Raw genomic sequence first — 13,406 nt, forward strand, 5'->3', positions numbered from 1 at the left:
GAACGGCGTGGTGAGGTGAGCTTTCGTTAAGGAGGTGCCCCACGGCGCACGTTCACGTGCGCGTAATGCGCGTAACCGCGCTTGTGATCTGTGACCTGCCCCACAGTGAACGGCGACCGTCAGCCGTCCACGCAGTTCAAGGGGAGCGACCATGTCCGAAACCTCAGCGCCACCGAAGTCGCCGCCGACGCGCAGCCGCTGGTACCGCCAGCTCTACGTCTGGGTCCTCGTCGGCATCGCGGCCGGCATCGCCCTGGGCGCCGCCGCGCCCGGTGTGGCCACCCAGTTGCAGCCGCTCGGCGACAGCTTCGTGAACCTGATCCGGATGGTCATCACCCCGGTGGTGTTCGTGACCGTGGTGACCGGGATCGCCGGGGTCGGCAAGCTGCGCGAGGTGGGCCGGGTCGGGATCAGGTCCCTGATCTACTTCGAGGTGCTCTCCACGGTCGCGCTGGCGATCGGGCTGCTGGTGATGGACGTGCTGCGGCCCGGGGACGGGGTGCACGCCAAGGTGCCCAAGGCCACCGGCACGGCCGCGGACTACATCAAGACCGGCCAGACCCAGACCGCCTGGCACTACCTGACCGACATGGTGCCGAACAGCCTGGTCGGCGCGTTCAGCACCGGCAGCGTGCTGCAGGTGCTGGTGATCGCGGTGCTGGTGGCGGTGGCCATCAAGCTGGTCGGCGAGCCGGCGGTGCCGGTGGCGCGCGGCATCGAGGTGGTCGGCAAGGTGCTGTTCCAGGTGCTGCGGATCGTCATGTACGCGGCCCCCGTCGGCGCGTTCGGCGCGATGTCGTTCACCGTCGGCAAGTACGGCCTGCACACGCTGACCAGCCTGGGCAAACTGATGGCGGTGTTCTACGGGACCTCGGCGCTGTTCGTGCTCGTCGTGCTCGGCGCCGTGGCCGCCACCCAGCAGGTGAACATCCTCAAGCTGCTGCGGTACATCGCGCCGGAACTGCTCGTGGTGCTCGGCACCTCCTCCAGCGAGACCGTGCTGCCGCGGATCATGGACAAGATGGAGCAGGCCGGGGTGCGCCGCGACGTGGTCGGCCTGACCGTGCCGGCGGGGTACTCGTTCAACCTCGACGGCACCTGCATCTACCTGACGCTCGGCGCGCTGTACGTCGCGCAGGCCCTGGACGTGCACCTGTCGCTGGCCCAGCAGGTGACGATCCTGGGCGTCCTGCTGCTGACCTCCAAGGGCGCCGCCGGCGTCACCGGCAGCGGGTTCATCGTGCTGGCCGCGACGCTGTCCACGGTCGGCACCATCCCGGTCGCCGGGATCATGCTCATCTTCGGGATCGACAAGTTCATGAGCGAGTGCAGAGCCCTGACAAACCTGTGCGGAACGGCCGTCGGCACCATCGTCATCGCGGGCTGGGAGGGCGCTTTGGACCGCGAGAAGCTCTCTTCGCAGCTCAACGGGGGTGGGGACGGGTCCCCGGAACCGGTTACAAGCGCTGTCGCAATTCCGGCATAAGCGGACAGAATTTCTGGGAAACCGCTGGTGAGGGCCTTGGTAACGGTTGCCAACCGGTGGCCCGGACTGGCAGTCTCTGAGGTGTTCACACGGGGCTGGGAAGCGAGACCGCTGTCCGGCTGGTGCGGTGGGTGCTCCACTCGAGAGCGCCCAGACTTGGGGAGGGTTTCCAATGGCGAACATCACAGCCAATTACCACGACATCACCGACGCCGCGGGCAAGCTGTCGCACTTCGAGCAGCAGACCCAGGACATCCTGAAGCAGGCGCAGGCGCTGGTTCAGAACCTCGTCGCCTCCGGCTTCGTCACCGACCGCGCGTCGAAGGCCTTCGACGACTCGTACTCGAAGTTCACCCAGGGCGCGCAGCAGCTCATGCAGGGCATGGACGGACTGGGCAAGTTCCTGACCAACGCGGCCCAGACGCTGCAGCAGACGGACGAGCAGCTGGCCAAGGGCGTCAGCGGCTGATCAAGCCGCCGAGCCCGGCCCGCGTCGCGGGCTGAGAGCCGCCGAAGGGCCCCTTCCGTACGGAAGGGGCCCTTCGTGTTCTGCGATCAAAGGTGGAGCGGCGCGTTCAGCCCTGCTGCCGCAGGCTCTGCGTGTACCCGACGCAGGCCCCGTAGACCGGCAGCAGCCCGCTGTCCTTGGCCTCGGCCAGCGACGGCGACTTGACATCCCGCTGCGACAGCTGCGGCTCCTCGGCCGGCCAGTCGATGCCGAGTTCGGCGTCCAGGGGATAGATCCCGTGTTCGTGGCCCGGGTTGTAGGTGGCCGAGCACAGGTATGTCAGGGTCGCGTCGTCGGTGAGCGCGCAGAAGCCGTGGCCCAGGCCCTCGGCGATGTACACCGCCTTGCGGGTCTGGTCGTCGAGGCGGACGCCCTGCCACTGCCCGAAGGTCGGCGACCCGACGCGGATGTCGACGATGACGTCCAGGACCGCGCCGCGGGTGCAGGTGACGTACTTCGCCTGTCCCGGCGGGACGTCGGCGAAGTGGATGCCGCGCACCACCCCGGCCGCGGACACCGACAGGTTGCCCTGCCTCAGGTCCAGCGGGTGGCCGACGGCCTCGGCCAGGAGGTCGAAGCGGTACCACTCCGTGAACAGGCCGCGGGGGTCGCCGTGCAGTTTCGGGGTGATCTCCCAGGCTCCGTCGATCGACAGGGGCACGATGTCCATGCGGGAGGGGTCCTCGTTTCCGGTGAAGCGTTGCGGGGTCGGGTCGCGGGCTCACAGTGCCGGGACCGGGCTCAGATCGCCGGGTCCAGAAGGTGCTGCAGGTATTCGCCATAACCGCTCTTGCACAGCGGCTCGGCCAGCTCGGCCAGCTGCGCGTCGGTGATGAAGCCGGAGCGCCAGGCCACTTCCTCGACGCAGCCGACCTTGTATCCCTGCCGCTGCTCTATGACCCGGACGTATTCGGCGGCCTGGACGAGGGAGTCGAAGGTGCCGGTGTCCAGCCACGCGGTGCCGCGTTCCAGGACCTGCACCTGCAGCTGGCCGCGGTCCAGGTACTCGACGTTGACGCCGGTGATCTCCAGCTCGCCGCGCGCGCTGGGCTTGAGCTTCTTGGCGATCTCCACGACCTGGTTGTCGTAGAAGTACAGACCGGGGATCGCGAAGCGGGACTTGGGCTTGTCCGGCTTCTCCTCGATGGAGACCGCGCGGCCGGCGTCGTCGAACTCCACCACGCCGTACTCGCGGGGGTTGGCGACCTGGTAGGCGAAGACCACGCCGCCGGCTGGCTCGGTGAGCGTGCGCAGCTGACGGCCCAGGCCCACCCCGTGGAAGATGTTGTCGCCCAGGACCAGCGCCACGGACTCGCCGTCGATGAAGTCCTCACCGAGGATGAAGGCCTGCGCCAGGCCGTCGGGGCGTTCCTGGGCGACGTAGGAGAGCTCCAGGCCCCACTGCGAGCCGTCTCCGAGCAGGCGCTGGAACTGCACCTGGTCCTCGGGCGTGGTGATGACCAGGATCTCGTAGATGCCGGCCATCACCAGGGTGGAGAGCGGGTAGTAGATCATCGGCTTGTCGAAGACGGGCATGAGCTGTTTGGACACGCCTTTGGTGATCGGCCACAGGCGTGAGCCGGTCCCGCCGGCCAGGATGATGCCGCGCATGCAGGTCACTCTAGCCGGGTCGCTGGTTCGGCCACCTGCGGGAAGTGAGATGAGGCGGCGGCCGGTAGCATCGCGCAGGTGAGGATTCTAGTCACCGGCGGTGCCGGGTTCATCGGCTCTGAGTATGTACGCCAGCTCCTGTCGCGGCCGGGCACGCCCGATTCCGTGACGGTGCTCGACGCGCTGACCTATTCGGGGGTCGAGGCGAACCTGGAGCCGGTCCGCGACAATCCGGGCTTCGCCTTCCGGCGCGGCGACATCCGCGACGCCGAGGTCGTCGACGCGGTGATGCCCGGCCACGACGCCGTGGTGCACTTCGCCGCCGAGTCGCACGTGGACCGTTCGATCCTGGGCGCCGGGCCCTTCGTGACGACGAACGTCGTGGGCACGCAGGTGCTGCTGGACGCCGCGCGCAAGCACGGCGTGGGCCGCTTCGTGCACGTGTCGACCGACGAGGTCTACGGCTCCATCGACGAGGGCTCCTGGACCGAGGAGTGGCCGCTGGCGCCGAACTCCGCGTACTCGGCCTCCAAGGCCGGCTCGGACCTGCTGGTGCTGGCCTACCACCGCACGCACAAGATGGACGTGGTCGTCACCCGCTGCTCCAACAACTACGGGCACTACCAGTTCCCGGAGAAGATGATCCCGCTGTCGGTGACCAACCTCATCGACGGCGGCACGGTCGCGCTGTACGGCGACGGCGCCAACGTGCGCGACTGGCTGCACGTCTCGGACCACTGCCGCGGCATCGACCTGGCGCTGCGTCAGGGGCGGGCCGGCGAGGTCTACAACATCGGCGGCGGCACCGAGATGACCAACAAGGACCTGGTTCAGCTGATGCTGGACGGCACCGGCAAGGACTGGACCTCGGTGCGCATGGTCGAGGACCGCAAGGGCCACGACCGCCGCTACTCGCTGTCGATCGAGAAGATCCGGCGCGAGCTCGGTTACGAGCCGAAGGTGCGGTTCGAGGACGGCATCGGGCAGACCATCGACTGGTACAAGAACAACCGCGCTTGGTGGGAGCCGCTGAAGGCGAAGGCCGCTCTGGAGAACGCGTCCGGCGCCGAGGGCGCCGCCGGAACCGGGAGCGCGGCGCGGTGAGCCGCCCGATCGTGATCGTGCCGGGGCGCGAGGCCCCGCGCCGCTGGCTGGTGACCGGCGCCGGCGGGCAGCTCGGGGCGGATCTGGCGGCCCTGCTCAGGGCCGAGCCGGCCGCCCAGGTCACCGCGCTGACCCGGGCCGAGCTCGACGTCACCGACGCCGCCGCGGTGCGGGCCGCGGTCGACGGCCACGACATCGTGGTCAACGCCGCGGCCTGGACCGACGTCGACGGCGCCGAGACCCACGAGGCCCAGGCCACCGCGGTCAACGGCGGCGGCGTCAGCGCCCTGGCCTCGGCCTGCGCCGCGAGCGGAGCCCGGTTCATCACGGTCTCGACCGACTACGTCTTCGACGGCAAGGGCACCGCGCCCTACGGCGAGTACGCGGCCACCGACCCGATCAACGCCTACGGCCGCTCGAAGCTGGTCGGCGAGCAGGCCGTGCTCGCGGTGCTGCCGGAGACCGGCTACGTGGTCCGCACGGCCTGGCTCTACGGCGCGCACGGCTCGAACTTCGTCCGCACCATGCTGCGCCTGGCCGGCGGGCGGGAGACCCTGGACGTGGTCGACGACCAGGCCGGGCAGCCGACCTGGACCGGCGCGCTGGCCGGACAGCTGATCGCGCTGGGACAGGCCGAGCAGGCCCCGGCCGGGATCTACCACGGCACCGCCTCCGGGCAGACGACCTGGTTCGGCCTGGCCCGCGCGGTGTTCGAGGAAGCCGGGCTGGACCCGGAGCGGGTGCGCCCGACCACCTCGGACAAGTTCGTCCGGCCCGCCGAGCGCCCGAAGTACAGCGTGCTCGGGCACGAGCGCTGGGCCGAGGCCGGGATCCCGGAGCTGGGGGACTGGCGCGCGATGCTGGCGGCCAGCGGCGTGGCGGCCCCGAGCCAGGTGGGCTGAGGACCGTTCGACCATTTGGACTACCGCACGCGGTCTATTTGGCATTATCAGTCAGATAGTCGGACATAACGACCCCATGACCGACATGCATGAGGGTGACGCCCGCGGCCCCGGCCCCGAGGACTTCGGGAGCCCGCGGGGCCGCGGCGCCGACCCTGAGGAGTTCGGGAGCCCGCTGCGGATGCTCGGGCAGGCCGCCTGGCAGGCGCTGATGATCATGGGGCTGGCCGCGATCGCCATCGGCGTGTGCGCCGTGGTCTGGCCGGGCCGGACCCTGCTGGTGATCGGCGTGCTGTTCGGGATCTACCTGCTGATCAGCGGGGTCATGGAGATCATCGCGGCGTTCGGCGACCACATCAGCGCCGGCATGCGGGTGCTGAACGTGATCGTCGGCGCGCTGTCGATCCTGCTGGGCCTGTTCTGCTTCCGGAACTCGCTGCACAACTCCGTGCTGCTGCTCAGCCTCTGGATCGGCATCGGCTTCCTGATGTGGGGCATCGCCACCATCGCCACCGCCGCCTCGGCCCCGTCCGGGGTGGCGGGCCGGGGCTGGGCTTTCTTCGCCGGCTTCATGACCCTGCTCGGCGGGATCATCATCATCTCCTGGCCGATCGGGTCCATCGTCACCCTGGCGGTCTTCACCGGGATCTGGCTGATCGTGGTCGGGCTGATCGAGGTGATCCACGCCTTCAGCCTGCGGAGCAGGGTCAAGCACGCGGGGGCCGGCCCCGCGGGCCGGCACGCCACGGTCTAGCGCCGTACCGCCGGATGCTCGGCCCCCGCGGGCAGGTAGCGGGGGTCGACGCGTTCCCGCAGGCTGTCGCGGAACCCGCGCAGCAGGGCCGGGATGTGGGTCCGGCGCTTCGGCTCGAACAGCAGGGTGTTGGTGAAGCGCTCGCCCATGAAGATCAATGTTGAGGCCAGAGCACGGGGACGACTCGCGAAGTGGCCCCGGTGCAGGATCGAGACATTACGGCCGATCCAGTAGAGCCGCCACGCGGGGTAGTGGCTGTAGTGCACGGTCCGGCCGAACTTGGTGTGCACCTCGCAGGCGCCGATCTCGTGCGGCAGCCGCAGGCGCCAGTCGATGACGATGCCCCAGCCGGCCCGCCGCACGTCCAGACAGAACGCGACGTCGACCCAGTCCAGGAACATGTCCTCGTTGAAGGGCACTTTCTCCAGGACTTCGCGCCGCACCAGCATCCCCGAGGTGATGACCGCCTCTTCGTCGGACACGGATTCGTTCCGGCGGGCATCCGAGCAGTAGTAGCGCTGATGCTTGGGATCCCACGGGCTCGGCGCCGCGATGCCCACGGCCGGATCGCCGAGATCGGCGACCAGCCCCGGCACGATATCCGGCGGCAGCTCGGAGTCCTGGTCCAGGAAAAGGACGGCCTCGGTGTCCGCGGGCAGCTCCCGCACCGCGATGTTGAGCGCCACGCCCAGCCCCACGTTGCGGCCGTGGTCGACGACCGTGACCCGCGGCCCGGCCAGCGCCGGAGCGCTCGAGTCCGGGGCCGCGCCACCGGGCCCGGCCGGGGTGTTGTCGACGATGATCACCGAGGTGCAGCTGCGCAGCGCCGCCTCGACCGCCGCGGCCAGGCGCTCGTCGGGGTGGTAGGCGGTGAAGACAGCGGCCACGCGCATCGCGGGGAACCCACCTTTCAGTGACGGAATCTACAAGCGTATATTGTGCCGATTGGCATCGACTACCATCGAATCTCGTGTCCCCTCCCAGTGCCGAGCGCCCGCGCCCAGTGCGCTCCGTCCTGAGCCGCCTGGCCACCCCCGGTCCGCTGCTGGCGATCGGGCTGGGATCGACGACGGTGGCGGGCTCCCTGTGGATCGCGACCGCGAACCGCTCTCTGGACAACCCCTCGGTGACAGCTCTGCTGTCCTTCTACTTCCTGGTCGGGACGATCGGCACCGGGGTGCTCGCCGGTCTGGAACAGGAGATGACGCGCACCGTCGCGCGCACCCACGCCTCAGGCCGGGCGGTCGGGCTCGCGGTGCGGGGCCAACTGCGGCAGGCCCTCGGGCTCGCGGCGGTGACGGTCGTGGCTCTCATCGCGGCGTCGCCGCTGCTGCTCTCGCACTGGCTCCACCATAGTTGGCCGATGGAGCTGGCCCTGCTGGCCGGACTGGCCGCGACCTGGGTGTCCTTCCTGGTGCGCGGGGTGCTGGCGGGCTGCCAGGACTTCCGGTACTACAGCCTCACGCTGGTGGTGCAGGGTGTGGCCACGATCGTGCCGAGCCTGGTCCTGGCCCTGGCCGGCCACGGGCACCTGCTCGGATACGCTCTGATCTTCGCGCTCGCGCCGCTGGTCGCCGCGCTCAGCGGGCTGGCCTCGCCGGCCCTGCGGCACTCGTGGCGGGCGACCGGCGCCGCTTCTCCGGCCGGTGCGGCGGACCTTGCCGAGGAGGTCGTCGCCGCGGGCGACGGTGCCGAGAGCCTGCCGACCGCGGTTGTCCCGGACGCCGCCGAGGAACCCGGTGGCAGCCCGCGCGAGAAGCTGATCCTGCTGACCCTCGCCACCCTGGTCAGCCAGCTCCTGATCAACGCGGTCCCCCTGATCATCAGTCCGCGCCTGCACCCCGACGTCGCGAAGTCGCTCAACTCCGCGATGGGCATGTCGCGGCTCGCACTGCTCTGCCTTTTCCCGCTCCAGGCACCGTTGCTCCCCTTGCTGGCGGCCGCCGCTGTGCGGGGCGACTTCCGCGAGGTGCGCCGGAAGACCGGCTTCCTGGTCGGGGCTTGCCTCGGTGCCGGCGTGCTCGGCGTGGCCGCCGTGGCCGTGGCCGGACCCTGGCTGTTGAAGTCCTATTTCGGCACCTCCGCCCCGCTGTCCCGTCCTTTCCTCGCCGCCCTCGCGCTGAGCACCGCGTTCCTCATGACCGCCTTCGTCCTGCAGTCCGCGCAGGTCGCGTTGAACCGGCACCGGGTGGTCTTCGCCTCGTGGCTGGCCGGGCTGGCCGCGATGGCGGTGGTCTTCGCGCTGCCGCTGTCGCCGCTCGGGGCGGCGGCCTGGGCCGGGATCCTGGGGCCGCTCGCGGTCACGGTGATCGCGGCCGCCGATGTGATGTTCGTGACCAGATCGGCGCCGTCGGCGACCACCGGCGCGGCCGAGGCCGGCGCGGCCGAGGCCGGCGCGGCGGATCCGGCCCCGGTCGAGCAGGCGCCGCCGGTGCCGGCCCGGGGTTCCGGGCAGGCCGCGCCCGTCGCGGAAGGGGTGCGCCGATGAGCGCTATGCCCTGGCGGGGCGCCCCGCGACGCCCCGATCCCGGAATGGAACCCGGTAGACTGCCCGGGTTCACCCATCGGGATCAGCCGACTACCGACGCGCCGGGGCGCGGCGTTGCGCGCCATCACTCCGGACCGCGCCACCACCGCTATCAATCCGGGAGTGGATCCACATGAAGCTGGCCATAATGACCGGTGTCGTGGCGCTCCTGCTGCTGGCACTGATCTTCGAGTTGCTCCGCCGCCGCCAGCTGCGCGAGAAGTACGCCGTGCTGTGGCTGGTCGTCGGGCTCGTCACGCTGCCGCTGGGCTTCATCCCGTGGTCGCTGGACAACGTCTCCAGCTGGCTGGGCGTGGCCAGCGGCGCGAGCCTGGTGCTGTTCCTGGCCGTGGTGTTCCTGCTGATCGTGTGCATCCACCTGAGCTGGGAGGCCTCGCGACTGGAGGACGAGACCCGGTCGCTGGCCGAGGAGGTCGCGCTGATCCGGGCCGACCTGCGCGAGGTGAAGGAGAAGCACGCCGAGCTGGAGGCCGAGGTCGAGGACGCGCGGGCGCACCGGGCCGGCGGGGCGAACGGTCGCACCGTCGGGATCGTGACCCAGCGGGACGGGAAGGCGGTCGTCGGTGAACGCTGACATGGACGCTGGCACTGGCACTGGCACTGGCACTGACGCTGGCACTGGCATTGACACGGACACCGGCATGGACGTCGACAAGCGCGTCCTGATCATCATCCCGGCGTGGAACGAGGCCGGCTCGATAGCGGACGTCATCGCCGAGGCCCGCGACGTGCTCCCGGCCTACGACGTCCTGGTCGTCAACGACGGCTCCACCGACGACACCGAGCGCGTGGCCCTGGCCTGCGGCGCCCGCGTCGTCTCGCTGCCGTACAACCTGGGCGTCGGCGGCGCCATGCGCCTGGGCTACCGCTACGCCGACGAGAACGACTACGACATCGCGATCCAGCTCGACGCCGACGGCCAGCACGACCCGCGCTACGTTCCCAAGCTCATCGACGGGCTGGGCGAGGCCCGGCTGGTCCTGGGCGCCCGCTTCGCCGGCGAGGGCGACTACCAGGTGCGCGGACCGCGCCGCTGGGCCATGACGCTGCTGTCCCGGGTCCTGTCCCGGATGGCGAAGACCAAGCTGGACGACACCACCTCGGGCTTCCGCGCCTGCGACCGCGAGATCATCAAGCTGTTCGCGCAGTGGTACCCGGTCGAGTACTTGGGCGACACCGTCGAGACCCTGGTCCACGTCATCCGCCTGGGCCACCCGGTCAGCCAGGTGCCGGTGGCGATGCGGCAGCGTGCCGCCGGCACACCCAGCAACTCGCCGGTCAAGGCGGCGGTGTACCTGGGGCGCGCGCTGATCACGCTGCTGCTGGCGATCAACCGCCGATGACCGCCGCCCGCCGCCGAACCCCGATCCGTGAGGCCTGAAACGCATCCATGACGACCATCGACATCATGCTGCCGTACTACGGCGACGTGGCCCTGATGCAGACCGCGGTGCGCAGCGTCATCGCGCAGTCCGACCCGGACTGGCGCCTGACGGTCGTCGACGACGGCACCGAGCCCGGCGTCCCGGAATGGTTCGCGGCCCTGGACGACCCGCGCGTGCGCTACCAGCGCAACGAGCAGAACCTCGGCGTCACCGGCAACTTCAACAAGTGCCTGGACCTGGCCGAGGCCGAGTACATGGTGATGATGGGCACCGACGACGTCATGCTCCCCGGCTACGTCGCGCAGATCCGGCGCATCGTCAAGGAGTACCCGGGCGTGGGCATCATCCAGCCCGGCGTCGAGGTCATCGACAGCGCCGGGCAGGTCGTGAACACCATCGCCGACCAGGCCAAGGCCCGCATCTACCTGCCCCGCTTCACCGGCACGGTCCTGATGGGCGGCGAGGCCCTGGCGGCGAGCCTGCTGCGCGGCTGCTGGTTCTACTTCCCCTCGCTGTGCTGGCGCACCGAGGCGATCAAGAAGGCCGGCTTCCGCCCCGACCTGGACATCATCCAGGACCTGGCGATCGTCGTCGACATGATCGAGGCCGGCGCGACCATGGCCCTGTCCGACGACCTGGCCTTCCAGTACCGCCGCCACGACGCGAGCGTCAGCTCGGCCGAGGCCGTGGCCGGCAAGCGCTTCGCCGAGGCCCGCCGCTACTTCGCCGGCGCCGCCGTGCAGATGGACGCCCTGGGCTGGCCCAAGGCGGCGAGGGCGGCCCGCCGCTACACGGCCTCGCGCCTGCACGCGGTGACCCTGATGCCGTCGGCGTTGAAGGCGCGCTCGGTCCCCGGCGTGAAGAACCTGGCCCGCCACGCATTCCTGCCCGCACCGCGACCGGAGCAGCCCGGCCGGCCCGTGAAGCGCTGACGGGGTTCTTGAGGGGACACGACGTGAGAATCGCCGCCGTAGTAACGGCCTACCACCCGGACGAACGGCTGCTGGCCGTCGTCGACTCCGTGCAGGAGTCCTGCGCCGAGATCGTGGTCGTGGACAACACCCCGGAGGGGGCCGCCTCGGTCGCGGAGAAGATCGAGGACACCACCGTGGTCACGGTTCTGCGCTCCGGTGTGAACCGCGGACTGTCGCACGCGCTGAACCTCGGCGTCTCCCGCCTGTCGGCGTCCGTCGAGGCGGTCATCTTCCTGGACCAGGACTCGGTCCTGGCCCCGGACGTGGTCCCCCGCCTGGCAGAGCACTTCAAGGACCCGACCATCGGCGTCGCGACGCCGGCCCCCTGGGACCCGGTCCACGAGCGCTTCTACGAGACCTTCTCCGGCCGCCACGAGGACGTCGCGGACCGCGCCATCTCCATCACCTCCGGCATGCTGATCCGCCGCGACCTGCTGGCCCGCGTCGGCGAGTTCCGCGAGGACTTCTTCGTCGACTACGCGGACCTCGAGTACTCCCTGCGGGTCCGCCGGGCCGGCGCCCGCATCGTCCAGGACAAGCGCCTGAAGCTGCCGCACTCCATCGGCGAACGCCGCACCCACGCCTTCTTCGGGATGCGCGTCCCCGTCACCCATAAGGCCGCCTGGCGCGACTACTGGCAGCTGCGCAACGGCCTGATCACGGTCCGCGAACAGGGTCGCTTCTCCCCGGCGTGGGCCGTGACGGCGGTGCTGTACCTGGGGCGCGCGGCGGTCCAGGCGGTGCTGTTCGAGGACGACCGGCGCGCGCACGCCGGCGCGGTGGCGCGAGGGCTGCGCGACGGGGTGACGCAGAAGTACAGCTTGCGGTATCTGCCGAAGGGCGCGGAGCTGACGGTGGATCCAGAGCGGCGTCAGCGGAAGAACTGATCCCGGCCCCGCACCAGATCGCACGGCACCGTCATCGACCACGTGACGAACGCCGGCGCCACCCTGATCTGTGCGTCGTGCGCATCAGGGTCGCCGCACGTCTCCGACGCCTTGGTGATCTCCGCGTCGAACGAAGGTCCCCTCCCTCGCCACTGCATGTCCTGCGAGTAGCCGCCGAAGATGCATAGCGCCACCAGGCCCAGCGCTCCGTAGGCGGGCACCAGTCTCGGGGACGTCAGTGCGGTGGCCTCGCGGGGCGTCAGCAGCCCCGCCACCGCGACCAGGAACAGGCAGATCGCCGGCAGCTCATAGCGTGGTGCCGCGCTGCCGCCCTGCATGGCCAGACCGCAGAACAGCAGGAGGCTGTGCACCAGTGCGACGGCGACCAGCGGCCAGTTCGGCTCCGTCACCCGCAGGAGGGCCAGTACCAGCGCCAGGCCGGCCAGGGCCCACGCCACGTAATGCGCGTCGCCGCTGTGTACGACCATCCCCACGCGGGTGTCCGCGTGCTCCGTGAACAGCCCTTGCCCGACAACGGTCCGCAGGTACTCCCGCACCGCCCACGCCGGGTCGTAGTGCGGCGAGATGTTGCGGCTCGTCAAGGCGTTCCGGAACAGGATCCCCACCAACTGGAACACCATCCCGGTGCCCATCCCGATCGCCGGCAGGGCCCCGCGCACTCCGCGCAGCGTCCACCACCGCAGCAGGGCCAGCGGGAAGAACACCATCGCCACCGGATCGCTGCCCACCGTGCAGAACAGCACTACGGCCGCGAGTGTCTGGGCCGAGCGACGCGCCGGGTTCCAGATCACCATCCAGAACGCCGTATAGAGGAACAGGAAGTGTAGGCACGCGAAGTTGTTCGCCAACTCCAGCTGCCCTATATACGGAAGCGCTACAGGGGCTGCCACTGCTATCCGCAGTGCGGGGGAGTGCAGATGCCGTCTGGCGGCCCGGTAGATGAGCAGCGCACATGCGCTCGTGATGAGCGCCCCCATAGTGGCTATCACCTCAGCGGCCCAAGCCAGGGGGAAGATCCTGACGATCTCTATAAGCACCCTGGGCACGAAGTGCAGGTAGCCGTTGTACGGAGTGAACAACAGATCGACGAAGTTGTGCTGCACCGTCCCCTGATAGAAGACCCGCGCATCCTCAGCCCATATGGAGTCCGTCGCTCCGAACCCCTTGGTCCGCATCAGCGACAGCGTGACCCCCGCCGCCAGAGCCGCGACCCCGATGACAGGCTT

14 protein-coding genes are annotated in these 13,406 nt (G+C 70.0%); 10 read left to right on the forward strand and 4 right to left on the reverse strand.

Going from position 1 to position 13,406, the window contains the following annotated elements; all coding sequences use genetic code 11:
• The first annotated feature begins 151 nt into the window (after positions 1–151).
• Together dctA and ABIA35_RS07640 are read left to right on the forward strand one after the other, a co-directional pair.
• The gene (gene dctA / locus ABIA35_RS07635; protein WP_370357451.1) at positions 152–1,486 is read left to right on the forward strand and encodes a C4-dicarboxylate transporter DctA; all 1,335 of its coding nucleotides are present in this window, start codon (positions 152–154) and stop codon (positions 1,484–1,486) included.
• Positions 1,487–1,658: 172 nt separating this feature from the next.
• Positions 1,659–1,955, forward strand: coding sequence for a WXG100 family type VII secretion target (locus tag ABIA35_RS07640; RefSeq protein ID WP_370357452.1), 297 nt, complete (start codon positions 1,659–1,661; stop codon positions 1,953–1,955).
• Positions 1,956–2,061: 106 nt separating this feature from the next.
• Here ABIA35_RS07640 and rfbC read toward each other — a convergent pair whose 3' ends face one another.
• Positions 2,062–2,664, reverse strand: coding sequence for a dTDP-4-dehydrorhamnose 3,5-epimerase (gene rfbC / locus ABIA35_RS07645; RefSeq protein ID WP_370357453.1), 603 nt, complete (start codon positions 2,662–2,664; stop codon positions 2,062–2,064).
• A gap of 71 nt (positions 2,665–2,735) precedes the next feature.
• Positions 2,736–3,605, reverse strand: coding sequence for a glucose-1-phosphate thymidylyltransferase RfbA (gene rfbA / locus ABIA35_RS07650; RefSeq protein ID WP_370357454.1), 870 nt, complete (start codon positions 3,603–3,605; stop codon positions 2,736–2,738).
• A gap of 78 nt (positions 3,606–3,683) precedes the next feature.
• Here rfbA and rfbB point away from each other — a divergent pair, with 78 nt between their 5' ends.
• The 3 genes from rfbB to ABIA35_RS07665 all read left to right on the forward strand — a co-directional run bounded on the left by rfbB (position 3,684) and on the right by ABIA35_RS07665 (position 6,365).
• The gene (rfbB, locus tag ABIA35_RS07655) at positions 3,684–4,709 is read left to right on the forward strand and encodes a dTDP-glucose 4,6-dehydratase (RefSeq protein WP_370335497.1); all 1,026 of its coding nucleotides are present in this window, start codon (positions 3,684–3,686) and stop codon (positions 4,707–4,709) included.
• Complete coding sequence (rfbD, locus tag ABIA35_RS07660) at positions 4,706–5,611, forward strand: dTDP-4-dehydrorhamnose reductase (protein WP_370357455.1); 906 nt, start codon at positions 4,706–4,708, stop codon at positions 5,609–5,611. The genes rfbB and rfbD overlap by 4 nt, the downstream gene beginning before the upstream one ends.
• 76 nt (positions 5,612–5,687) lie before the next feature.
• Positions 5,688–6,365, forward strand: coding sequence for an HdeD family acid-resistance protein (locus tag ABIA35_RS07665; RefSeq protein ID WP_370335493.1), 678 nt, complete (start codon positions 5,688–5,690; stop codon positions 6,363–6,365).
• Here the strand turns inward: ABIA35_RS07665 and ABIA35_RS07670 are convergent.
• Positions 6,362–7,258, reverse strand: a complete 897-nt coding sequence (locus ABIA35_RS07670; RefSeq protein WP_370357456.1) for a glycosyltransferase — start codon at positions 7,256–7,258, stop codon at positions 6,362–6,364. The genes ABIA35_RS07665 and ABIA35_RS07670 overlap by 4 nt on opposite strands.
• A 77-nt stretch (positions 7,259–7,335) precedes the next feature.
• Here ABIA35_RS07670 and ABIA35_RS07675 point away from each other — a divergent pair, with 77 nt between their 5' ends.
• The 5 genes from ABIA35_RS07675 to ABIA35_RS07695 all read left to right on the forward strand — a co-directional run bounded on the left by ABIA35_RS07675 (position 7,336) and on the right by ABIA35_RS07695 (position 12,159).
• Positions 7,336–8,853 carry a hypothetical protein gene (locus ABIA35_RS07675; protein ID WP_370357457.1) on the forward strand — a complete coding sequence of 506 codons (1,518 nt, stop codon included), beginning with the start codon at positions 7,336–7,338 and terminating at the stop codon, positions 8,851–8,853.
• A 172-nt stretch (positions 8,854–9,025) separates the two neighbouring features.
• Positions 9,026–9,487, forward strand: a complete 462-nt coding sequence (locus ABIA35_RS07680; RefSeq protein ID WP_370335487.1) for a DUF2304 domain-containing protein — start codon at positions 9,026–9,028, stop codon at positions 9,485–9,487.
• Positions 9,488–9,554: 67 nt separating this feature from the next.
• A complete protein-coding gene (locus ABIA35_RS07685) occupies positions 9,555–10,256 on the forward strand; it encodes a glycosyltransferase family 2 protein (protein ID WP_370335485.1) in 702 nt (233 codons plus the stop codon).
• A 47-nt stretch (positions 10,257–10,303) separates the two neighbouring features.
• Positions 10,304–11,230: a glycosyltransferase family 2 protein gene (locus ABIA35_RS07690; RefSeq protein WP_370357458.1), complete on the forward strand. Its 927-nt coding sequence runs from the start codon at positions 10,304–10,306 to the stop codon at positions 11,228–11,230.
• 23 nt (positions 11,231–11,253) lie between these two features.
• Positions 11,254–12,159: a glycosyltransferase gene (locus ABIA35_RS07695; RefSeq protein WP_370335482.1), complete on the forward strand. Its 906-nt coding sequence runs from the start codon at positions 11,254–11,256 to the stop codon at positions 12,157–12,159.
• Here ABIA35_RS07695 and ABIA35_RS07700 read toward each other — a convergent pair.
• Complete coding sequence (locus ABIA35_RS07700; protein ID WP_370357459.1) at positions 12,144–13,355, reverse strand: hypothetical protein; 1,212 nt, start codon at positions 13,353–13,355, stop codon at positions 12,144–12,146. The genes ABIA35_RS07695 and ABIA35_RS07700 overlap by 16 nt on opposite strands.
• Positions 13,356–13,406: the final 51 nt, after the last annotated feature.

Source organism: Catenulispora sp. MAP12-49, assembly GCF_041262705.1.
In the GTDB taxonomy this organism is placed as follows: domain Bacteria; phylum Actinomycetota; class Actinomycetes; order Streptomycetales; family Catenulisporaceae; genus Catenulispora.